The sequence below is a fragment of the Bradyrhizobium yuanmingense genome (assembly GCF_029167105.1).
GTDB classification, from domain to species: Bacteria; Pseudomonadota; Alphaproteobacteria; order Rhizobiales; family Xanthobacteraceae; genus Bradyrhizobium; species Bradyrhizobium yuanmingense_A.
Genome location: NZ_JARFML010000052.1, coordinates 1 through 23,277, shown reverse-complemented (window position 1 = coordinate 23,277; position 23,277 = coordinate 1). Strand labels below are relative to the sequence as shown.

The following is a 23,277-nucleotide window of genomic DNA, read 5'->3' as shown; positions in this document are numbered from 1 at the left end:
GGCAAGCTGCTAATTGCGGTTTTTCCTCGCGATTGGATGCTTCCTCGCCGTTTTTGCGCGTCAATATGGTCTCGGACGGTGCAAATGGTTTCGGCAAACGATGTAGGGCTGTGTCAGTTAGCGAAGGAGTGCCATGATAATGAAGGATCGTGCTGGCGGTTTACATCGTGGCCTGACCCGGCGCTCATTCGTCGAGTCGGCTGCGGCTTTACTGAGCGTGCCGTTCGTTGCGAGGGCTACTGCAGCGTGGGCGCAGGAAAAGCTTGCTGGCAGCGGTGAAGTTGTCGTCTTCAGCTACGGCGGATCGTACACGCAGGCGGTGAGAAAGTATGTTTATGAGCCCTTCACAAAGGCGACGGGCGTTGCTGTGGTCGACGTGACCGCTGACATTGCCGAACCGCAAGTGAGGGCGATGAACCGCGCCGGGCGCGTCGATTGGGATGTCGCCTTGATTGACGGGCAGAATTACCCGACCATGCATGATGCTGGTTTGTTTCAGTCCATTGACTACGGTTTGTGGGATGATGAAGCACTGAAGGGGGCACCGCAAAGTGCTCGCCTCAGTGACGCGGTGGTTGCATTCCGTTCGACGACGTTGCTCGCTTATGATGCACGTTCCTTCCCGAAGGAAGGGCCGCAAAACTGGGCCGATTTTTGGAACGTCAAGGCTTTCCCCGGGCCGCGCGGCCTCAGCAGTGTCGCCAGGCATATGGTCTTCGCACTCGCGGCTGACGGCGTGCCAAATTCGGATCGTTGGCCACTAACCGATGACAAGGTCGAGAGAGCGCTTAAGAAGCTCTCTGAAATCAAGCCGAATGTCGCGAAATGGTGGACGGCGGGAGGCGAGCCTGTTCAAGCGTTGATCAATCGGGAGTTCGTGATGACGAGCTGCTACGATGGTCGTGCGGTGTCGGCCATTCGCCAGGGGGCGCCTATTCGCATGGTGTGGAGCGGTGGAAATCTGGTCTATGTCTATTGGACCGTGCTCAAAGGCGCTCCTAACAGCGGAAACGCACAAAAACTGGTTGCATTCCTGAACCGGGCTCAGAATGCCGCAGCATTCACGCTGGGCACGAACCTCACAGGGCCGAACGTGAATCAGCTCCAGCATTTGCCGGCAGATCTCGTTCCGCTTCTCAGTATTACTGAGGACAATGCATCCCAGCTCGTGGTTCAGGATGATGCTTGGCTAGCCGCCAAGCGCCCCGACGGCAAGACCAATGTAGATCATCTCCAGGAGCGCTGGCTGGCATGGCGGGCACAATGAGTTCAATGGCAATCAAAGCTCGAGCGCAATCCTCGCGACCTTGGCCGACGCCGTGGGCCTGGCTGTTGCTGCCTGGAACCGTCTTCCTCGTGGTGCTCTTTGTCGTGCCGCTCACGGGCCTTCTGTTGCTTGCGTTCGGGATGCCAAATTGGACTCTCGCGAATTTTGCGCGCATCGGCGACACCCCTGTCTATCTGACCGTGATGCGCAACACGCTGGAGATCAGCGTGACAGTGACTGCGCTCGCCTTCGTGCTTAGCTATCCCATTGCCTACGCGCTCACGACGGGCGGAATGGTTTTGTGCACCTTTTTGCTCATCGGGGTCGTGCTGCCCTATTTCACCAGCACTTTGGCGCGGACCTTCGCCTGGATTGTTCTTCTCGGACGCAATGGCGTCGTTAACCAGTTCCTGCTGGAGCTCGGCTGGGTGTCCCAACCAATCCCGCTGCTCTACAACCGATTTGGTGTGATCCTCGGCATGACCCACATTGTCATGCCGATGATGATCCTGCCGATGTACACGGTCATGTCTAGCATTGACCCGAAACTCATGCGCGCTGCGAGGGCGAATGGAGCGAGCCCGCTCGCCGCCTTCCTCACCATCTTTCTGCCGCTCAGTTTGCCGGGCCTGATTGCCGGGATTCTGCTCGTCTTTATCTATTGTCTCGGTTTCTACATCACACCTGCGTTGATGGGGGGGCTGTCAGACGTCATGATCACCATGGCGATCAGCTCGCAGATCCTGGAGCAACTCAATTGGAATTTCGGTGCTGCGCTTTCCGTGGTCCTCCTGGCCGCCGTCCTGAGCTTGTTGTGGATTGGCTCGCGCTTCTTCCCCATTGAGCAGCTGCTGGGATTTTCCGACGGCAAGCTTAGTTCAAGCGTTACTCGCCGCCAGATGGGCGCCAAAATGTTGATGCGGATCGGCTCCGCGGCAAACGCTCTTGATCGCTGGCTTCCTTCGATGAGAGGTCGAGGTGTTCCGATCCTGGCAAGCTTTCTGGCTTTACTTCTCCTACTGCCGGTGCTGATCGTTGCGTATTTGTCGTTCAGCGCCTCGTCCTACTTTGTCTTTCCATTGCCAGGCTACTCGCTGCGCAATTACGAAGCCTTTCTTTTCGATACGCTGTGGGTGCGCGCGACCTTCACCAGTATCCGCATTGCCTTGATGGCGGTCGCCATGGCAACGGCGCTGGGCGCCATGCTTGCCTTCGGTCTGTCGCGCGGCGCCATGCCGGGTCGTGGCGCTATGATCGCGCTCTTGCTCTCACCGATTATCATGCCGACTGTTATCGTGGCGGTCGCGACCTATTTCTTGCTGGCGCGGTGGGGTCTGCAGGGCACCGAGTTCGGTTTGGCACTTGGCCATGCGGTCCACGCTATCCCCTACGTGGTGGTGATTGTGGTTGCCAATCTGCGCGACCTTAACCCGAGCTACGAACGTGCGGCCCGCAGCCTTGGTGCTGGGCCTTGGGCCACCATGCGCACAATCGTCGCGCCGCTGGTCCTGCCGGCGCTCATCGTTGCTAGTTTCTTTGCGTTCCTGGCCTCGTTCGACGACGTTGTCTACGTGCTGTTCCTTGGCATCGGAAAGATCACGACCTTGCCGATGCGCATGTGGGAAGGAATCCGGCAAGACATCAGTCCCACCATTGCTGCCGTAGCCACGCTGCAGATGCTGTTTGCGACGACCGTGATCGTCGTCGGTACCCTGCTGAGACGGCAAAAAAAGACCTGACGCCCTGACTGGGCCGGAAGGTCAAGCGAGAACCAACGACGAATTCCTAGGGAGCTGAAATGTTGATGAAAGCGACCGTGAACGGAACTGACGCGAAAACCGCAAGCATTACGCTGCATAACTTGCAGAAGCGTTACGGCAGTGCGATGGCCGTTGACGATGTCAGTCTTTCCGTATCACCCGGAGAGTTCATCTCCTTGTTGGGGCCGAGCGGATCAGGAAAAACAACGACCCTGATGATGATCGCCGGCTTCGAGATGCCGGACAGCGGTATGGTTCTGTTGGGAGACAAAGATATCACGCCTCTGCCGCCTCATCGTCGAGAACTTGGCGTGATATTCCAGAACTATGCACTCTTTCCGCACATGACAGTCGCGGAGAACGTTGCGTATCCGCTTCGGATGCGGCGTATGACAAAGGCGGAGATCGAATCGAGGGTGCATCGCATCCTCGATCAGGTGCATCTCGGTGCCTTGGCCTCCCGCTACCCCCACCAAATGTCAGGCGGTCAGCAGCAGCGAGTGGCGATAGCGCGGGCACTGGTTTTCGATCCGCCCGTTCTTCTGCTCGACGAACCCTTGGGCGCGCTGGACAAGAAGCTGCGCGAGCATCTCAGGAACGAGATCAAGACGTTGCACAAGGAGGTCGGCAAGACGATGATCTACGTCACGCACGACCAGGATGAGGCCCTTGCCATGTCCGACCGTGTCGCGGTGATGCACGAGGGCCGGATCCGCCAAGTCTCGGCGCCGAAGGACATTTATCGCAGGCCGGCCGACTTGTTCGTGGCGGGCTTCGTTGGTGAGGTCAATCTCATCCCTGTTAAGCTGAAGTCCGGCATCGTGCACGGTCCTGCAGGCGAAAGCCTGCCCTCTCCGCCGTGGCAGGATGCGGATGGGGATGCTACTCTGTGCGTGCGCCCGGAACATTTGCATCTGGAAGCGAACGCTGGTTCATCCGGCGGAATTCGGGGACGCATCAGCGGCATGACGTTCGTCGGCGATGCGACGGTCCTGGAATTCCGGAGCGAAACGGGATTGCAACTGCTATCGAAGGTGCTGAACGTATCGGACCATTCCATGGAGGTGGGCGATCCCTACGTAGCCTCTTGGCTTGCGAACGACGCAACAATCCTGACAAAATAACTCGCCCGATTAGCCGCATCGAACTCTGATCCCGGTTTGTAATCTGGCGCCCGCTTCGAAATCCAGATGCGTAAGCGCGGGGCTTTTCGCAGCCGGCTTTTTTTATCGCTCTGCCCGCGTCTAACGATGTGCTTCGCGGCGGTGTAAGCAACACGAGGAACCTATCCAATGAACGGCGCTGAAAGTCTGGTTCGTACGCTCGTTGCCGGAGGCGTGGATACCTGCTTTGCAAATCCAGGCACCTCCGAGATGCACTTTGTAGCGGCCCTCGACCGCGTCGATGGTATGCGCTGCGTGCTCGTGCTCTTTGAGGGAATAGCTACTGGTGCTGCGGACGGTTATGCACGTATGGCCGAAAAGCCGGCCGCCACTCTTTTACACCTTGGCCCAGGCTTGGCGAATGGCCTCGCCAATCTGCATAATGCCACCAAGGCGTCTAGCCCAATCGTCAATATCGTGGGGGATCACGCAACATACCATCTCAACTATGATGCACCGCTCACGTCAGATATTGAAGGGGCAGCGAAGCCCTTTTCTGGCTGGGTCCGCACCTCCCCTGATGCCACGCGTGTTGCGGCTGATGGCGCCGCGGCCATCGCGGCGTCGCGCACCCCACCCGGTCAGGTCGCAACCCTCATTCTTCCGGCCGATACCGCTTGGAATGAAGGCGCTGGTCCCGCTGCTGTGGCCGAAGCACCCAAAAGAGTACGGGTTTCGCAGGATCGCATCAAGGATGTTGCCAAGGCACTCCGTTCCGGCGAACCCGCGATGGTTCTGCTGGGGGGACTTGCGCTCCGACAGCGAGGCCTTGATCTGGCAGGGCGCATATGTGCCAAGACAGGCGCGAAGATCATGGCGCAAACATTTGTTGGCCGGATTGAGCGTGGCGCTGGACGCGTTCCGGTCGATCGCCTTCCGTACCCAGTCGACCAGGCGCGTGCGACACTTGCGGGACTTAAGCATCTCGTCCTGGTGGGTAGCCGCATCCCGGTGGCCTTCTTTGCCTACCCCGACAAGCCAAGCTTGATGGCTTCTGAGGACACCGACTTTTTGACGCTTGCGCGTGCTGAAGAAGACGCATTGGATGCGCTCGAGAGACTTGCGGACGAATTGGATGCTCAATCAGTTCCGAGCGCGGCCGCGAAGCTGCTGCCGCCGTCGTTAGCCATTGGGTCAATTACCGGCGCTAGCCTCTCGCAGTCACTCGGCGCATTGATTCCTGAAAACGCGATCGTGGTCGATGAATCGATCTCGACTGGCGGAGGCTTTTTCCCTGCAACCTGGAATTCGCAGCCACATACTTGGCTCCAGAACATGGGCGGGTCGATTGGACTTGGCATGCCCATGGCCACGGGGGCTGCAATTGCCTGCCCGAATAGACCCGTGCTCAACCTGCAGGCGGATGGCAGCGCGATGTACGCCATTCAATCACTATGGACCCAGGTGCGCGAGGGCCTCAACATTACGACAGTGCTGTTCAATAACAGATCATACGCTTGCCTCAGAGATGAACTGGCCAAGGTGGGGGCGCAAAATGTCGGGCGCAAGGCTTTGGACATGCTCGATCTCAGCCGGCCTGACATCGATTTTACCGGGTTGGCAAAAAGTATGGGGGTGGCCGCGGCCCGAGTGACAACGATGGATGAATTCAATATCGAGGTGGCGCGCGGACTTGCGACGCCCGGACCTTATTTGGTCGAAGTACTGATCACCTGAGCGTCAGGTCCTTCGCCCTAGGCGAACATCGGCTGGCGCTTAGGCCCATGTGCTATCGATTGAAGAATTTCGTCGAGGGGTGAGAGACCAATTTGATTGATCGCGAACAGCGAGGAGCTGTAGCGCGTCGATCTGGATGGGACGACCGCGGCATCTGGAGGGCGGGTCGGTGTCGTGACAGAGAGATGACTTACGGCGTAACATGTCGCGGCCAAGAGTTTTGTTGAAGTGTCGGATGATCCATCCTGATCGCCGCGCGATAGAGTAGCAGCGACGAAGCTTTCAAATCTACGCCTGGCAATAGCTTCTGCCATGTGAGAACGACACGGAGATTGTGGCCTGCGATGTTGCGGTCCCATCCCGCACAAATGTCTTGGCGATCAGGCTGCTCATTGCCTCCAGTCGAGGCAGCAATTTCCACTCGACCTGAGTCTCGCTGCAGTCGGCTCGGCGATGGAGCGGAGGAATCGGTGTACACTCAGGCCAGGTTGCCGTGGGGGCGCAAGCCTTCTAGGATTTCGTACCTCGAAAGCTTGCAATCGCAAACCTCCTGCGGCACCGAACCTTGTTCAGCGCTTTGGGCTTCGCGGTTCAGCACTAAGCGCCGGCAATCGATTTGACTTCCAAATAATCTTCCAGGCCGAAGCGACCCCATTCGCGACCGTTACCCGATTGTTTGTACCCGCCAAACGGGGCCGCGCGGTCGAGTGATGCACCCTGCAGGTATATGTTGCCTGCGCGGATCAGGCGGCCTACGCTGCGCGCGCGATCGGTTGAGCTGGAGAATACGTAACCGGCGAGCCCATAGGGGGTGTCATTAGCAATTCGAATGGCGTCGTGCTCATCCTTGGCACCAATGATCGCAAGTACAGGCCCGAAGATCTCCTCACGCGCAATGGCCATCTCGCTTGTGACGTTCGCAAAGATTGTAGGTCGAATGTAAAACCCTTTTTCGATGCCTTTTGGCAGGCCAAGGCCGCCAGTGATCATCGTGGCTCCCTCGTCGATGCCTTTTTGGATGAGTCCTTGAATTTTGTCCCACTGGCCGCGGTTTACCACGGGGCCCATATGTGTACCGTCGGCGCGGGGATGGCCGACCTTGTACGTGGCCGCCACGGTCTTCGCGATCTCTGCGACTTCCGCCATTCTGGACTTCGGCACAATTAGCCGCGACGGCGCGTCGCAAGATTGGCCGGAGTTAAGGAAAATGGTCTCGACGCATCCGCGGACTGCTTTGTCGAAATCCGCATCATCAAGAATTACGTACGGAGATTTGCCTCCCAGCTCTTGGCTTACGCGCTTGACAGTGTGGGCCGCCCGGCTCGCAACGTCGATTCCTGCTCGCGTCGATCCGGTGAACGAGATCATGTCGATGTCTCGATGCTCGCTCATAGCAGCACCCACTTCAGGGCCTAAGCCGTTAATCAGATTGAATACCCCCTTCGGTACGCCAGCGTCATGCATGATCTCCGCGAATATTAGGGCACTAGTGGGGGCGAATTCGGACGGCTTGAGAATCATAGTGCAACCGGCAGCGAGCGCTGGTGCTACCTTGCAAGCTATTTGGCTCATAGGCCAGTTCCAAGGCGTGATCATCCCCACTACGCCGATAGGCTCACGAAGCACAGCCGCACTGCCAATTCGCTCTTCGAAAGAGTAATTCTTGAGCACGTCGAGGGTGGTCGCGAGATGGCCGATGGCGGAATTAGCCTGCATCTGCTCTGCCATCTCTAACGGAGCGCCGATCTCGTCGGAGATGGCCTCGCTGATCTCTTTCGCGCGACCCTTATAGATATCGATGATGTTTGCGAGCAGGCTTAAGCGCAGCTCGCGCGTGGTCTGGGAAAAGGACTCGAACGCGCGCCGAGCCGCGATGACCGCCCTATCGACATCTGCCTTTGAGCCAAGCGCTACCTCATACATCTCCTCTGCGGTTGCTGGATTGATCGTACGCATCGACTTCGGCGCGGCGGGATTGATCCAAGCGCCATCTATATAGAATTGCATTCGATTGACCATGTGATCCTCTCGACGTTGGTGTATTTGGGCGGAAACAGCCGCGCTGAATAGCCACCTAGGTGCGCTGAGTTTTTAAGACGCGCTACGCGCCCGGATGACGGCTCCCTAAAAAGGCGGCCCGCTCCTTGTGGAACGGGCCATCCGAGGGAGAAAGACGCCCGTGAGGGCGGTTTGAGGGTTTGATACACTTGGTGCCGTCGTGCTCGTTGAGCGCGCGAGTCGCGTTCACCTTCGCATACCTTCAATCAGTTGCCGATGAACCTGGCGAGTGCGACATAGCACCATCTCCTTCCAATCGGCTCTATCCGGATAGTAGTGCTGCTTCACGCGTCGGCGAATGTCACGCCCAAAGTCGGTTTGAATCTGAGCCTGACCGTAGGCATAAAGCCAATGGTCAGCGCGCAACACTGGTCTGGCCGCCTCCGGAGGGTAGGTTCCAAACTCTAGGCAAACGTAGACGTGGCGATCACCCAGGAGCCGCTGCCAATAGTCGTCTTGCGTGCCATTCAGTACCAAGGCCGATGAGGTACCGAGATCTGGTGAAGTGACTGAATGGCCGAATATGTCGCGCGCCCGCTGATATCCAGTCATGCCTGATGCCTGCTCGCATTGCAGCTCACCATAGCCATATGGTCCGAGGCCTGTGTGATAGTCTACGATCAAGACTAGCTGACGCGACGCGATACTGTAGTCCGACACGATCCGTTCGAGCGTTTGGCGAGCTACGCTGGGCCCGAAGCCGCCAAAGAACATTCCTGTCGGATGGCGATACTGACCGCTGGTCCGTGCCTTTCGGTAGGCGATTTCACCATAGGCTGCCCGGTACCTTTCAATCGCTGCTTCGGCCGCCGCAAAAACAGGTCCATCCAAAGCACTTGGTACCAGACTATCCGCGATTGCGTCGTATCCCTCGTTTTGAGGAAGGGGAGCCGTGAAATCGATGAAGTTCCTATTGAGGTCGCAACCTTCTTGCGTAACGCGCCGGTCCCATGCGAACCCGTATGGGTTGATGGCATGGATTAGCAACGTGGCTTCACCAGACTTCAGCTGTTCGTAACCACGCTCGGCCAACCAGTCGAGCTGCGCGGCGGATCCACAATATCCTTCGGCGCCGTGCGTAGCCGATATGAGAACCCCGACTTTCGAGGCCCCCCGATCACCAAACCAGGCAACATCCGTCGAGAGCTCTTCTCCACCGGGCCCATAAGCGGGGGACGGATAAACCCGTGCCTCACCGACGGCGGCTTTGCGGACGTAGTCCCGAAATTTTTGACGAGCTTCGAAGTAAGTCGATACGAAATGCTTATTCGCTGCATTTAGAATGGCGTCGTCCATGAGCATTCCGATCATGATTCAAGACATGGCGGAGATAGTCGATCATCTATACCTGTCGGATTCAGAGTTGCTGAGCCGAACGCAAATGGTCTCTCCGGGGCAGATCAGCGCCAGACTTACCCGAAGCAGTTCGCAGTTTTTCCGCGTTTACGCCCGGCGATCCGGTGAATGAATGCACGAGCGGCTCCGACCTCGATGTTCGTCTGGGGCAAACGGAGGAGAATTGACGCGAGGGGGCAGCTCTCTCCTAGGGCATGGCTACCCAGATGCCCCAAACAAAAGCTCAAGCGTGATGGAGCCCATTTGGGTCTGATTTGGTACAATGCGCCGATCATTTTGCAGGATTCTGCCTCAATGGGCGGAGTTTTCGCAAAATCAGGGCCTTTATCGATGCAATATAGTCGCTGCGGAGCTTTCTGCGTAAGGGGCACCCGTGGTCCCCCGCAATGGAAGCGGTGAACATTCAACGACGTGTGACAAAATGGCGACTGGCCTGTCCTCCTCACGGTGTCTCTCGTCTGATTCACCGATGGCATTTGCGAGGCGGTGACGAAGATCGGGGCACTTGCTCGAACGATTGCGTGAAAAGAACCGGGTGTATGCCTCTTGGGCAGGCTCTTGGATCAAGAAGGGAGAACGGTGATGACTAAAGCGCTCTATGTGAAGAGCGAGGACATGGTATTTGCGCAGATGCAAAGCGAGGGCGGTGGCTCCGCGAGTGTTTGCCAATTGGTCGGTCCAGAAATCAGCAAGACAATCGATGCTGGCATCGCCACGTACGACGGCTCCTCGATTGAACGCAAGGTGAATTATGATGAGACCATCGTCGTGCTTGGTGGAGTATTTCGGCTTCTCACCGGCGAAAACTACGGCCGTGTCATTGAAGCGAAGTTCGGCGATGTAATCTGGCTTACTAAGGGAACCCGCCTGAAGTACCAAGGGGACAAGGCCAAGGTATTTTATGCTCGTCACCCTGTTGATTGGCGGACCCGCAGCGAGGCGACCAGGGACGATAAGCCCCTGAACGACGTCTATCATTTCCGAAGCACGGACATGATCTATTCACAGATGCAAATCTATTCGGGCGGCTATGCATCTACCTGCAGCCTCGTTACTCCAGAGATCAGTAATTCACTTGGTGCGACGATCGCGACCTTCAACGGTAGCTCGGTGGACTGGACGACGGAATATGACCAGATCTCGGTCGGACTTGGTGGAGTGATGCGGATTCGCACAGGTGAGAACTTCAGCCAGGCAATCGACGCGCAGTTGGGGGACGTGGTGTGGCTGCCGAATGGGACCCCGCTGAAGTACGAAGGCGAAAGAGGGATCATGTTCTTCGTCCCGTACCCGGTTGACTGGCGTCTGCGAAGTCAGCCGGTTAGGCCGAAGCCGTGGCCTGCATCGGTTCGATAAGTCTAGCCGATGAGCCTGTTGGAGCTCAGTAGGGCTATGCTGAGCTCCCATCCACCATGCCCTCGCTGGGCTTGCGGGCATTCGCATGTTGGTGCCCAGCGTGGCGAAGTACAGCGGAGCTAAACGCATGTCGCAAGCGTTACAAATCAATACTGGAACAGATGACCTACTGGCGGAGATCCGTGATCGCGTGGGTGTGATTACGCTCAACCGACCGCAGGCGCGGAATGCTATCTCCCAAGGAATGAAAGTCGCCTGGAGCAAGCTAATCAAGCGATTTGCTGACGATCCACACGTTGGTGCGATCCTGATTGGCGCCACAGGGACCGCCTTCTGTGCCGGAGGCGATGTCAAAGGCATGCGGCAGAGTTCGGCTACAGTTGAAGCAACATTCGAACAGCGGGTGGCCGATTTGCGGGCTGACCAGCGGAAGCTAATCGGTGAGCTGTTCGCCGTGAGAAAGCCAACCGTTGCGGCGCTGCCGGGCGCTGCTGCGGGCGCGGGCCTTGCGATTGCACTTGCCTGCGACATCCGCATTGCTTCGCAGTCGGCCATCTTGACCACCTCATATGCGAAGGTCGCATTGTCGGGCGATTGCGGTATAGCCTGGCTGCTGACGAAGCTCGTTGGGGTCTCCCGCGCGCGCGAACTGATGTTGCTGTCCGAGCGCATCGACTCGCGGCGGGCAGAAGAGCTGGGCCTCCTCAACCGCGTGGTGACGGACGCGGAGTTACCCCAATCCGCGTTTGAGCTTGCGGCTTCACTCGCCCACGGGCCTACATTCGCGTTTAGCTGCATCAAGGACAATCTGGATCACGCGGCGGCGTCCGACCTTTTCGAGTCGATGGACCATGAGGCCGAGAACCTGATAAAAGCGGAATTGACGCTCGATCACCAAGAGGGCGTGCAGGCCTTTGCGGAGAAGCGAAAACCCGTGTTTGAGGGACGTTGAAGGATTGATCTCACTTCTGAGCAGACAATCTTTGGGAGGGCAGCGATGATGGACCATCTGCTGCTCTCGCGATGACGCACCCAGAAGCGAACCTTGCCGGGCGCCGCGGCGCGGGGTGCTAGGGGATGCTCGAGACCTCTCGCGCAAGCCTGCGAGCTATGCTCTGTTCCACAAGGAGCGATGCTCAACCGGTAAGTTTTGCATCCGCGGCGAGAGAATGCTTTTCTCCGCTTATCGGAAAGAATTCGAAGGCGCGTCCGTCACGGCCGACATCGTACTTAGATCCGGCCCTCAGCTAAGTTGAGCCTGATTACGACGGCGACCGCGACAACCCAGCTTCTCGGCGCAGAAAAACATCACGATTTTGCATTATATCGCAAATTTCCGGCTTCGTTCCGTCCGAATTGGGATTTTTGGATGCGACGCCTGGTATATTGCCAACATTCATCAATCGGCGCGCTGCTCGCAACTAGGAAGCAACGATGGATCTGAATTTTACCGCTGACGAACTTGCCTTCCGCGACGAGGTTCGGACATTCTGCCGCTCCGCAATTCCTCCAGATATCCGCGAGAAGCTGATTGCGGGCCGGCATCCTAGCAAGGATGACAAGGTGCGCTGGACGCGCATTCTGGCGCAGAAAGGATGGGCCGTACCGCACTGGCCGATCGAGTACGGCGGCAAGGGGTGGACACCAGTCCAGCAGTACATCTTCGGCGAGGAAGTGAGCCAGACTCCGGCGCCGGAGCCAGCCGGTAGCGGCATCAACTTGGTTGGGCCGGTTATCTATACTTTCGGCAACGAAGCGCAGAAGAAGTATTTCCTGCCGCGCATTGTAAATGTCGACGATTGGTGGTGCGAGGGCTTCTCCGAGCCGGGAGCCGGTTCTGATCTTGCGTCGCTCAAAACGCGGGCCGTGCGCAACGGCGACCACTACATCGTCAATGGCCAGAAAATCTGGACCTCCTTAGCGCAATACTCCAACTGGATCTTCTGCCTGGTTCGGACGGATCCTGACGCCAAGAAACAGCGGGGCATCTCCTTTCTCCTGATCGACCTGAAGTCGCCGGGGGTTACTGTGCGTCCGATCCAGTTGTTCGACGGTTATCCCGAAGTTTGTGAGGTTTTCTTCGACGACGTGCAGGTTCCTGTCGACAACCTCGTCGGCGAGGAAAATCGCGGCTGGGATTACGCTAAATTTGTTCTTGGCAACGGGCGCGTCACGATTGCTTGTGTTGGCCTTTCAAAGGAACGTATCCGGCGCATCAAGGAACTTGCTTTACGCACCCGCGTCGGGGGCGAGCGGCTCATCGACAAGGCCGATTTCCGCAAGAAGATTGCTGCCGTCGAGGTCCAGCTCAAGGCGCTCGAGATGACGCAGCTCCGCGTCGTGGCCAACCAATCGAAGCTCGAGAAGGGTACGCAGGACCCCGCAAGCTCGATCCTGAAAATCAAGGGTTCGGAAATCCAGCAAGCGACCGCTGAGCTTCTGATGGATGTGATCGGCCCTTACGCGCTGCCTTATCAATCAGAGGAGGAGTTTCAGCGCGGGGAGCCAGCGATCGGTCCCGATTGGGCGGGGCCGATTGCGCCCGCTTATTTCAACGGACGTAAGGTGCCGATCTATAGTGGCTCGGATGAGATCCAGAAGAACATCATCGCGAAGGTCGTCCTCGGCCTCTGACGCTCAGCAAAACGTGAGATGCTGACTGCACGGCGTTCTAACCGGTTTGAGGGGCGAAGATGTGGCCCCGTCTCAGGAGGGTTTTCTAGTGGATCTTGATCTTTCCGAGGAGCAGCGGCTCCTTAAGAATGGCGTCGAGCGCTTGATGCGTGAGCATTATAGCTTTGAGGACCGCCGCAAGTACCGGACGGAGAAGCTGGGATTCAGTGAAGCGATGTGGATGCGCTATGCTGAGCTGGGGCTTCTCGGGCTGCCGTTTGCGGAGGTTCACGGCGGGCTCGGCGCCGGGGCCGTCGAGACCATGATCGTCATGGAAGCTTTCGGCAAGGCGCTTATCCTTGAGCCATATTTCGCAACCGTCGTGCTCGCCGGCGGCGTCCTGCGGCACGGGGCGACTGAAGCTCAAAATTCGAAGCTCGTCCCCGCCATTGCGGAAGGTCGGATGAAACTCGCCTTCGCGTACGCCGAACCTCAGTCGCGATATGACCTCTTCGATGTTGAAACCGAGGCCAAGAGGGACGGCGAGGGTTGGGTGCTCAACGGGACCAAGGGTCTTGTCCTCCATGGCGATGCCGCGGACAAGATCATCGTGTCGGCGCGAACGGCGGGGGGCGCGCGAGAAAAGGTCGGGATTGGCCTTTTCCTGGTTGACGCTAACGCGCCCGGCCTTATGCGTCGCGCCTATCCGACGCAAGACGGGCTGCGCGCGGCCGAGATCACGCTTCAGAACGTACGAATCGGGGGAGCTGACGTTATCGGCGATCCGGCAGGCGCTTTCCCGATCATCTCGCGCGTTGCAGACGAAGCGATTGCAGCCTTGTGCGCTGAGGCGGTCGGCTGCTTTGCTGAAATGCATGCCATCACCGTCAATTACTTGAAGACGCGCAAGCAGTTCGGCACGACAATCGGCTCCTTCCAGGTGCTTCAGCACCGGGCGGTCGATATGTTCGTCGAATTGGAGCAGTCGTGTTCCATGGCGACGTACGCCACCATGATGGCGGGAGAGAGGGATGTGACCGAGCGGGAGCGGGCGCTGTCGGCCGCAAAAGCGCAGATCGGTCAGTCGTCTAAAGCGCTCGGACGGCAGGCTATCCAGCTCCATGGTGGCATCGGTATGACCATGGAATACAGCATCGGGCACTACTTTAAGCATGTAACGATGATCGACGCGTCGTTCGGCGATACCGATCACCATCTTCAGCGCCTCGCCTCGCTCGGGGGCCTCTTCGGTGATCAAGCAATCCAACGATAGGACCGGGCCATCGCCCAGACGCCAAGTTGCGCAATACAAGAACCGACGGGTTGAACATGCAAGTTGATCGTGTGCTGCAACAAGATCGCCTTCAGCAGGGAACAGCCGGTAGGATTGGCCAGCTTTTTCGACCCGAATCCGTCGCCATTGTGGGGGCTTCCCAGAAGGGAGGCTTCGCGACCGAAATCCTCACGAATATCAAGAAATGGGGTTTCTCTGGCGAGGTCGTTGCGGTGAACCCGCGTTACACGCAGATCGCGGGCGTGCCATGCTATCCGAGCTTGAAAGCCATCCCTCATTCCGTTGGCCTGGCCATGATCGCCATTCCAAGCAAAGCCATTCCCGAAGTGCTCGAGGATTGCGAAGCCGCTCGTGTACGGGCGATTCAGATCATCTCTAGCGGATTTGCCGAGCAGGCAGGGGAGGGCGAAAGCAAACAACGCTGGCTTATGGCTTGGGCGGCACGAACGGGCATTCCGGTGGTCGGTCCAAACTGCTTCGGCTTGATGAACGCGGCCAATCAGCTGATGGCGGTCCCGCTCGACTTTCATACCATGAAGGCAGGCGGAATTAGTTCTATCCTGCAAAGCGGTACCCTTGTTTATAGCTTGATCGTGCCACTGCTAGCTCGCGGAATCGGCATCGGCCGCGTAGTCACGGTCGGCAATGAAGCATGTCTCGATGTCGCAGATTTCATCGACTATTTTGTCGACGAGGAGGAGACGCGCGTCATCACCTCCTACTGCGAGCAGATCAGGCGGCCGGTTGAATTCATCAAGGCCTGCGAGCGCGCGGCCGACAAGGGCAAGCCCATTGTGATGATCAAGGTTGGCCGCTCTGAGAAGGCCCGCCAAGCGGCATTGGCTCATACCGGCTCGCTCGTAGGTTCAGACGCGGCAATCGATGCGGTCCTGAAACGATTGGGTGTCATCCGGGTCGATACCGTCGACGATCTGATCGAGACCGCGGTTGCGCTGTCTTCGACGAAGCGGCCGCGCGGCCGCCGCGTCGCGTTCGCATCTTTCTCTGGTACCGCCGCCGGCATTCTGTCCGACGTCGCCGATTCCTACGGCATAGAATTTCCGCCGCTCCCAGCACCGGCGAAGGCTCGGCTGGAGATGGTCTTTCCCGAGTTCGGCAATGTGGGGAATCCACTCGATCTCACCGCACAGGGTGGCTATGACACGCACATCATCGATGAGTCGCTGAACACACTTGCCACCTGTGGCGCGTATGACATGGTCATCTGGGGACGCGGCTTCCCTTCCTGCCTGGATATGGGATCAGCTCTCGGGAAAGCCTTAACGCGGGCTGCAGCGGCGGCACCAGAGGTTGTCTTCCCGATCTTGAGCCTCCCCGGCGGCCATTTCTACAGCTCTCTCGATCCAAAGGATCCGATGATCGAGCCGAAGGCCGAATTCAACGGCATGCCGTTTTTGCAAGGGCTAACGCCGGGGCTGAAGGCGCTCTCTGCTCTGATGGGCTATGCTGAGTTCCAACGCGGCCGTAACCCCGGTGATCGCCTATCGGTCCAGTGGGGCCAGCGCAGCACTTGCTATTCTGAGGCATTGCGCATCATACGCGAGGCGAAAGCCGACGTTCTGACGGAGCGTGAGGGCAAGCGTCTACTCGCGCTCTACGGAATTCCCGTCACGCGCGAAGCGCTCGCAACGCGGGGGGATGAGGCGGCGCGCATCGCACGCACGCTTGATTTTCCGGTGGTGATGAAAGTCGAGTCGGCCGAGATCGTGCACAAGACCGATGTTGGCGGAGTCATCTTAAATATTCCGTCAGCGGACAAAGCAGCGGAGGCGTTCGAGCAAATCATGGCTTCGGTCCGGTCGCACCGCCCTGAAGCGAAGATCGCTGGCGTCGTCGTGCAAGAAATGGCTAAATCTGGGCCGGAAATCATGCTGGGCGCGACTTTCGATCCGCAGTTTGGACCCGTCATCGCCTTCGGATTGGGCGGAATCTGGGTTGAGGCACTCAATGATGTGCAGGTGCTGCTGCCGCCCTTCGATGCGGCCCACGTGCAATCCGCAATCGGGCGGCTACGCGGTGCGAGCGTTCTGCGTGGTTCGCGGGGCGGCGCCAAGGCAGACTTGGAGAGACTGGCCGACTGCATTGTCAAGTTCGGGACGCTCTGTACCGATCTGGCCGACGAGATCGGCGAGATTGACATCAATCCCGTCATCCTTTCTGGCAGTGGGACTGGGTTAGTCGCTGTTGACTGCCTCATTGCCAAAAAGAAGCTCTAAGGAGTTTGACGTGAACCTCCTCCGAATGAGTGTACACCGGTAGTAGGCTCAGAGGGCCAGGAGGTGTCGACTACAAGGACGTCAAGGTCGGTCATGCACGGACGACTACAAGCCCTGGCGAATGAACTGGCAGTATCGAGCGGTCAATCGGTCGGGTCAGTCGCCAAGAAGCTCGGACTACTGCACTCGGTGCTGCGACTCCTTGGATAAGTTTCGGCAGGAACCGACAGCGGCGGCATGGCCCCCTGACCTTGCCCCCTCGACTTAATCCAGATTGAAGTTCGCTCTGGCCCATATGAGGACCAGAGCATGAAGCGCAGCCGATTTACGGAAGAGATGGGGTATTCGGTCCCGATCGCCTGACCGATTGCCGCGCGGCAAGTTTTGGCTGACGATCATGGACCAACTCCATCCGGAAGGAGACAAGCCATGATCTACGTCGGCCTCGATGTTTCGCTGAATTCCGTTGCGGTGTGTGCGGTGGACGAGACCGGAAAGCTTATCCGGGAGGGAACCACGTTGGCGGACGCGCCATCGATTGTGCAGTACCTCGAACCATGGGCTGGTCAAGTTGAACGGGTGGGCCTTGAGGCAGGACCGATCTCAGAATGGCTGACCGCAAATCTAATCGAACTGGGGTTGCCGGCCGTCAGTTTGGAAGCCCGCCAGGTCAAGGCGGCACTTTCGGCCATGCCAGTGAAGACCGATCGGAATGACGCCCGTGGGATCGCGCAGGTGGTGAGAACGGGATGGTTCAAGCCTGTTCACGTCAAGAGCATCAGCAGCCAAAGAGCGCGGACGCTGGCCGCGGCTCGCAAGCATATCATCCGCTCCATCGCTGCCGCAGAGCAAGTCATCCGCGGACTTCTACGTCCGCTCGGTCGCAAAGTCGGAATCGTCTCGCGGACTCTGTTCGCGACGCGAGTTCGTGAGTTGGTCAGCGATGACGCCTTACTGGAGGCCATCATGAATTCGCTGCTTGCCGGACGCGAAGCGCTGATGCGGGAGTACGCCCGACTGCATCGTCTGGTTCTGAAGGCCGTGCGCAGTGACCCGGCTTGTCGGCTCTTGATGACGATGCCGGGGATCGGCCCGGTCTCTGCGTTGACCTTCCGCTCCACTGTGGACGATCCCAGGCGATTCCTACATTCTCAATCCGTCGGCGCCTATCTCGGGTTAACGCCCCGGCGATACCAATCCGGCGAGGTTGATCGGGTGGGACGGATCACAAAAGTCGGAGATGGAGAGACGCGCACAGCCCTGTTCGAAGCTGCCAACGTCGTTCTCAGGCCATCAACCCGATGGTCTCCGATGAAGGCTTGGGCGGTGCGTGTTGCCCACCGGCAAGGAAGCAAGCGTGCGAAGGTCGCGCTGGCCAGAAAGATGGCTGTCGTCCTTCACCGAATGTGGGTTGATGGAACCGAATTCCGATGGACGGCGGTGGCGTAAGGACGCCATCGCCATCCCAAGAGACGCCCGTCGCGGGGCGTGGGGATGGAGTTCGTATGATCTGTCGTGGCGTCCGCCCTCCAGGCGGCTGACTACGCCGAAGAGCTTGAACCGACCATTCAACCGAATCCCATCGTGTGGCGGCTTTGCCGACCACGAACAGAAGCAAGGTACCCGCGGCACGCGCTCTTAAGGGATTGACAGAAACAGACCGAATACAGAAGTACGCCCGACTGCATCGTCTGGTTCTGAAGGCCGTGCGCAGTGACCCGGCTTGTCGGCTCTTGATGACGATGCCGGGGATCGGCCCGGTCTCTGCGTTGACCTTCCGCTCCACTGTGGACGATCCCAGGCGATTCCTACATTCTCAATCCGTCGGCGCCTATCTCGGGTTAACGCCCCGGCGATACCAATCCGGCGAGGTTGATCGGATGGGACGGATCACAAAAGTCGGAGATGGAGAGACGCGCACAGCCCTGTTCGAAGCTGCCAACGTCGTTCTCAGGCCATCAACCCGATGGTCTCCGATGAAGGCTTGGGCGGTGCGTGTTGCCCACCGGCAAGGAAGCAAGCGTGCGAAGGTCGCGCTGGCCAGAAAGATGGCTGTCGTCCTTCACCGAATGTGGGTTGATGGAACCGAATTCCGATGGACGGCGGTGGCGTAAGGACGCCATCGCCATCCCAAGAGACGCCCGTCGCGGGGCGTGGGGATGGTCGAGTTCGTATGATCTGTCGTGGCGTCCGCCCTCCAGGCGGCTGACTACGCCGAAGAGCTTGAACCGACCATTCAACCGAATCCCATCGTGTGGCGGCTTTGCCGACCACGAACAGAAGCAAGGTACCCGCGGCACGCGCTCTTAAGGGATTGACAGAAACAGACCGAATACAGAAGCAGATCATCGGGATTTTGAAGGAGCACGAGGCCGGCGTTTCGGTTGCCGACCTGTGCCGCAAGCACGGCGTCAGCGACGCCAGCATCTACAAATGGAAGGCGAAGTTCGGCGGGATGGAGGTGTCGGAGGCCAAGCGGCTGAAGGTACTGGAGGATGAGAACACGCGGCTGAAGCGGCTGCTGGCGGATGCCATGCTCGACAATGTCGCGCTGAAGGACTTGCTGGGAAAGAAATGGTGACGCCTGCGGGGGAGCGGAAAGCTGTCGCCCATCTCATGGATGCCCACGGGATGAGCGAACGGCGGGCGTGTAAAGCCATCGGCAGCTGCCGCATGACTGTGAGATACAAGACGATCCGGACGGACGATGGCGGCCTTCGCCAGCGCATGAAGGCGATCGCGCACGAGCGCCGCCGCTTCGGCTATCGGCGCGTGCATGTCCTGCTCAAGCGGGAGGGCTATAGGGTCAACCACAAGAAACTCTTCAGGCTTTACCGGGAAGAGAAGCTCGCGGTGCGTCGCCGTGGCGGTCGCAAACGGGCGATCGGGACCAGGGCGCCGATGACGGCGCCCATGGCGCCGAATGACCGCTGGTCGCTCGACTTCGTATCGGATCAGCTCACCGATGGCCGCCGCTTCCGCATCCTCACCGTCGTCGATGATTGCACCCGCGAATGCCTGGCGCTGGTCGCCGACACCTCGCTCTCCGGCACTCGGGTGGCGCGGGAACTGGACCGGCTGATGACCGAGCGCGGCAAGCCAAAGATGGTGGTCAGCGACAACGGCAGCGAGCTCACCCGCAAATGAATCTTGACCTGGGCCGATCAGAGCCGCGTCGCCTGGCACTACATCGCGCCGGGCAAGCCCATGCAGAACGCCTTCATCGAGAGCTTCATGTATAGACGGCCCCGCGGATGCAAGGGATTTCAGCAGCACTTTGGATACCGGTCGGGTGCGTTCATGTATACGGCCTGTTAGTGCGACCGATGCCATGGCCGCTGGCCCTGATGGAGATCGCGGATCGAGGCCTCATCAACGGGTCGCGCTTGTTGCGCTTAAAGCTCTTCGGGCTTGCTCGATCCCCAGCTCCGCCGGTGTCCATCATGCTGTCGTTTGCCCTCACACCATAAGGTGGCCAACATACGCGGAAAGTCAGGCCGCGAGCTTAGGCCGATAGAATTCCCCCGTCGTCATCATCGCCCAGACGATCCGGGCTAACTTGTTGGCAACGGCGACGGCGACGACCATGGGTCGACGCCGTTCAAGCAGGGCTTCGATCCAGCCGCCTCCAACCCGGGAGCGTGCCTTGGGGTACCGAACGACGTTACGTGCTCCGATGACAAGCAAGTGTCTGAGATAGGAATCGCCCTGTTTCGTAATCCGGCCGAGCCGATCCTTCCCGCCGGTGGAATTCTGCTTAGGCGTCAGGCCAAGCCAGGCCGCGAACTCCCGCCCGGAGCGGAACATTGTCGCGTCGGGCACGGTAGCGGCGAGAGCTGTGGCCGTTATGGGACCGATCCCGGGGATGGAGGACAGCAACTTCGCCATCGGATTTACTCGCTGGATCTCAGCCAGTTCGCGCTCGATGGCCTCGACCTGCCGGCCCAATTCCTTCAGTTGGCTCACAAGGACGGCCAGCGCGATGCGGGCGTGGGCCGGTAGCGTCAGTTCCTCGTCATCCAACAAGTCCACCAGACCATCCACCCGTTGCCGGCCTTGCCCGACAATGATTCCGAACTCAGCAAAGTGAGCCCGAATGGCGCAAGCTGTCATGGTGCGTTGGCGGACCAGCAAGCCTCTTGCACGATGAAGCATCAAGAAGCCCTGGTTCTCGGCGCTCTTGATTGGAACGAACCGCATATTGGGACGACTAACCGCTTCGCAGATCGCGGCCGCGTCAGCGGCGTCATTCTTAGCCCCTCTTCGTAGGTAGGGTTTAACATAGGCCGGCGGAATCAATCTGACATCGTGTCCAAACTGCCCAATCTCCCGCGCCCAGTGGTGAGCAGTCGCGCAGGCCTCGATGCCGACCAGACAAGGTGCGAGCGAGGAGAAGAAAGACACGATCTCGCCTCGCCGGAGACGTTGGCGACCGGCCACTTGGCCTTGGCTATCAACTGCATGGATGTGAAATACGTGCTTCGAAATGTCCAACCCAATTGTCGCGGCTTCCATTGGTCAATTGCTCCTGTTAGCGGTTTCGTCCATCGCTAGTATATCGCCGGCGCCGAGGGAGCGGGGCCGTCTTCCCCATCAATGGCCGGCTGCGGGACGAATTGTTGAACGAGACGCTGTTCACGTCGCTGGCCCAGGCCCGCATCGCGCTCGGATGTTGGCGGGCCGATTACACCAATGCACGACCACACTCGCGGCTCGGATGGAAGACGCCGTCCGAGTTCGCCTTGACCTGCCATCCGCGCCGGGGGTTCTGGGCGCCGAGGCGAAAGAGTTCGCCGTATTCGCCCGCGGGACGGATCAGTGGATGATCCTGCGTCAGAGACATCGTGACTTGTGGTGCTTGATCGAGACGCTCGAGCGCCTGCTCGAACAATCGCTCGACGATGGCGCGCACCTGTTTGTAGCGACGGATGTGATGACGCACCGCGTGATCGCAGGCCTGCTCGACGAGCCGGGCGGGATACTTCTTCGCAAGTCCGACAATGCCCCACATCGCGCGCTGTCCGACGCGGCCCTCGGTGTCGAACAGGAGCTGACAGAGCGCCTTCGCGTGCGGTCCGATGTCGCCGGCGCCTGCCAGCAGGAAGGCGGTCTGACGGGATGGATTGAACGGGCGCTCGTTGTGCGGCAGTTTGAGCGAACCCGGCCGTGCGGCGCGGGCATGAACGCGCAGCAGGGCCTGGGTGCTGCGGTCGCGGATCTCGATCGTGGTCTCGTAAAGGCGTACCACGACCTGGCTGCCGATCGGCGCGGGGCGCGCGGCATAGTCGCTGGGATCCACCCGCACGGTGGTGTCGTCGTAGACCGTGCGCACGAGCTCGGAGAAGTAACGGAAGCTGGTCGCGGGCAATACCCGCAGATGCGGCTTCTCCTCCTGGAACATGGCCTCGACCTGACGCCTTGTGCTGCCATGGATGCGTTTGGAAGCCCAGTTCGCCTCCCAGTGCTCCAGAAACCTGTTCTGAGCCTGGAGCGACTCGAAGCGCCGCCCGGGCGAGCGCGGTGCCCTGGGTGTGCTGGATCGCGTTCTCCACGGTCCCCTTGCGGTTCGGGTCCCGCACCCGTGCCGGATCGGCGACGACGCCGTAATGTGCGAGAACCGCGCCGTAGAGCCGGTTGAGCTCGGGCTCGTACAGGTCTGGCGTGATGACGCCTTTCCTTGAGATTATCGAGCACGACATAGCCGACGGCGCCGCCGAAGTACCGGAAAGCCTCCTCGTGGAGCTGTGCCCAGATCTGCTGGCTCGACTTCCAGACCACTCGCCGGAAGCTGCGCCGCGAGTAGCGCAGGGTCATCACGAACAGGCGCGGCCGGCGGTGACGACCGCTCTTCGGATCACGGGTCAGCGCGCCTTCGCCATAATCGACCTGCGCTTCCTCGCCGGGGGCAAACTCGAGACTGTCAAACTGTTTGGGATCGATGCGGCGCAGGGCACGCACGAAACGCTTGACGCTCTCGTAGCTGGCCGTGAAACCGAACTGGTCAACCAGATCCTGGTAGATCGCCTGCGCATTGCGGCTTCAGACGGACCTGCTGTTCGATCCATTCCCGATGCGGTTCACAGGCTGAACGGGCGAAATCAAACGACTTGACGGCCACCGTCGCTTCGTTAGCCGGCGGTCGCGGAGGTGGAGGAGTTTGCCTATCGGTGGCCTCAGAGCCGGCGGTCACCCCGGGGGAATTTGCCTCCGCCGCTCGCCGGGACACGAAAATCGCCTGGTAGCGCCGGGATCGTCTTGCGGTCGATCCCCGTCAGCCGCTGGATCTCTCGTTGGCTCGTCTGGCACTCAAGTAACGTAAATACAGTGCTTTGCAGATGCGGCTTCAAGACGTTCAACTCCCCGCCCCCTTGACCTGCCACTGCGTATTTCCTCCAGAAGGAGTTAGAGTCCGGCCCGAAGAAGGACGGACAGATGAAGCGAGCAAGGTTCACGGAAGAGCAGATTATCGCGCTGTTGAAGGAGCATGAGGCCGGGG

At 59.2% G+C, this 23,277-nt stretch carries 14 protein-coding genes and 4 pseudogenes; 14 read left to right on the top strand and 4 right to left on the bottom strand.

Annotation, left to right across the window (positions count from 1 at the left end):
* Positions 1 to 139 precede the first annotated feature (139 nt).
* The 4 genes from P0R31_RS37570 to P0R31_RS37555 all read left to right on the top strand — a co-directional run bounded on the left by P0R31_RS37570 (position 140) and on the right by P0R31_RS37555 (position 5,867).
* Complete coding sequence (locus tag P0R31_RS37570; RefSeq protein ID WP_275520073.1) at positions 140 to 1,267, top strand: ABC transporter substrate-binding protein; 1,128 nt, start codon at positions 140 to 142, stop codon at positions 1,265 to 1,267.
* Complete coding sequence (locus P0R31_RS37565) at positions 1,252 to 3,006, top strand: ABC transporter permease subunit (protein ID WP_275520071.1); 1,755 nt, start codon at positions 1,252 to 1,254, stop codon at positions 3,004 to 3,006. Before P0R31_RS37570 ends, P0R31_RS37565 begins: the two co-directional genes overlap by 16 nt.
* Before the next feature lie 59 nt (positions 3,007 to 3,065).
* A complete protein-coding gene (locus P0R31_RS37560; RefSeq protein WP_275520070.1) occupies positions 3,066 to 4,151 on the top strand; it encodes an ABC transporter ATP-binding protein in 1,086 nt (361 codons plus the stop codon).
* A 168-nt stretch (positions 4,152 to 4,319) separates the two neighbouring features.
* Complete coding sequence (locus P0R31_RS37555; protein WP_275520068.1) at positions 4,320 to 5,867, top strand: acetolactate synthase large subunit; 1,548 nt, start codon at positions 4,320 to 4,322, stop codon at positions 5,865 to 5,867.
* 597 nt (positions 5,868 to 6,464) lie between these two features.
* Here the strand turns inward: P0R31_RS37555 and P0R31_RS37550 are convergent.
* A complete protein-coding gene (locus P0R31_RS37550; protein WP_275520066.1) occupies positions 6,465 to 7,886 on the bottom strand; it encodes an aldehyde dehydrogenase family protein in 1,422 nt (473 codons plus the stop codon).
* A gap of 225 nt (positions 7,887 to 8,111) precedes the next feature.
* Entirely contained in the window at positions 8,112 to 9,221 is a 1,110-nt protein-coding gene (locus tag P0R31_RS37545) for a M14 family metallopeptidase (protein WP_275520064.1), read from the bottom strand.
* On the opposite strand from P0R31_RS37545, the gene P0R31_RS37540 reads away from it, so the two are divergent.
* The 9 genes and pseudogenes from P0R31_RS37540 to P0R31_RS37500 all read left to right on the top strand — a co-directional run.
* Positions 9,220 to 9,393, top strand: a complete 174-nt coding sequence (locus P0R31_RS37540) for a hypothetical protein (protein ID WP_275520062.1) — start codon at positions 9,220 to 9,222, stop codon at positions 9,391 to 9,393. The two genes, P0R31_RS37545 and P0R31_RS37540, sit on opposite strands and share 2 nt — an antisense overlap.
* A gap of 470 nt (positions 9,394 to 9,863) precedes the next feature.
* Positions 9,864 to 10,637, top strand: a complete 774-nt coding sequence (locus P0R31_RS37535; protein WP_275520060.1) for a hypothetical protein — start codon at positions 9,864 to 9,866, stop codon at positions 10,635 to 10,637.
* 127 nt (positions 10,638 to 10,764) lie between these two features.
* The gene (locus P0R31_RS37530) at positions 10,765 to 11,589 is read left to right on the top strand and encodes an enoyl-CoA hydratase-related protein (protein ID WP_275520054.1); all 825 of its coding nucleotides are present in this window, start codon (positions 10,765 to 10,767) and stop codon (positions 11,587 to 11,589) included.
* A 482-nt stretch (positions 11,590 to 12,071) separates the two neighbouring features.
* On the top strand, positions 12,072 to 13,271 hold the full coding sequence (pimC, locus tag P0R31_RS37525) for a pimeloyl-CoA dehydrogenase large subunit (protein WP_275520053.1): 1,200 nt from the start codon (positions 12,072 to 12,074) through the stop codon (positions 13,269 to 13,271).
* Between the two features lie 88 nt (positions 13,272 to 13,359).
* Complete coding sequence (locus P0R31_RS37520) at positions 13,360 to 14,523, top strand: acyl-CoA dehydrogenase family protein (RefSeq protein WP_275520051.1); 1,164 nt, start codon at positions 13,360 to 13,362, stop codon at positions 14,521 to 14,523.
* Between the two features lie 56 nt (positions 14,524 to 14,579).
* The gene (locus tag P0R31_RS37515; protein ID WP_275520090.1) at positions 14,580 to 16,781 is read left to right on the top strand and encodes an acetate--CoA ligase family protein; all 2,202 of its coding nucleotides are present in this window, start codon (positions 14,580 to 14,582) and stop codon (positions 16,779 to 16,781) included.
* Positions 16,782 to 17,210: 429 nt separating this feature from the next.
* A complete protein-coding gene (locus P0R31_RS37510; RefSeq protein ID WP_275520049.1) occupies positions 17,211 to 18,230 on the top strand; it encodes an IS110 family transposase in 1,020 nt (339 codons plus the stop codon).
* Between the two features lie 230 nt (positions 18,231 to 18,460).
* A pseudogene (locus tag P0R31_RS37505) lies at positions 18,461 to 18,895 on the top strand (transposase); the annotation flags it as partial.
* A 200-nt stretch (positions 18,896 to 19,095) separates the two neighbouring features.
* Positions 19,096 to 20,015, top strand: a pseudogene (locus P0R31_RS37500) (IS3 family transposase); the annotation flags it as partial.
* Between the two features lie 258 nt (positions 20,016 to 20,273).
* On the opposite strand, the gene P0R31_RS37495 reads toward P0R31_RS37500, so the two are convergent.
* The gene (locus P0R31_RS37495) at positions 20,274 to 21,296 is read right to left on the bottom strand and encodes an IS110 family transposase (protein WP_275520047.1); all 1,023 of its coding nucleotides are present in this window, start codon (positions 21,294 to 21,296) and stop codon (positions 20,274 to 20,276) included.
* An 80-nt stretch (positions 21,297 to 21,376) separates the two neighbouring features.
* On the opposite strand from P0R31_RS37495, the pseudogene P0R31_RS37490 reads away from it, so the two are divergent.
* A pseudogene (locus P0R31_RS37490) lies at positions 21,377 to 21,607 on the top strand (integrase core domain-containing protein); the annotation flags it as partial.
* Here the strand turns inward: P0R31_RS37490 and istA are convergent.
* A pseudogene (gene istA / locus P0R31_RS37485) lies at positions 21,511 to 23,137 on the bottom strand (IS21 family transposase); the annotation flags it as partial. The pseudogenes P0R31_RS37490 and istA overlap by 97 nt on opposite strands.
* Between the last annotated feature and the right edge of the window lie 140 nt (positions 23,138 to 23,277).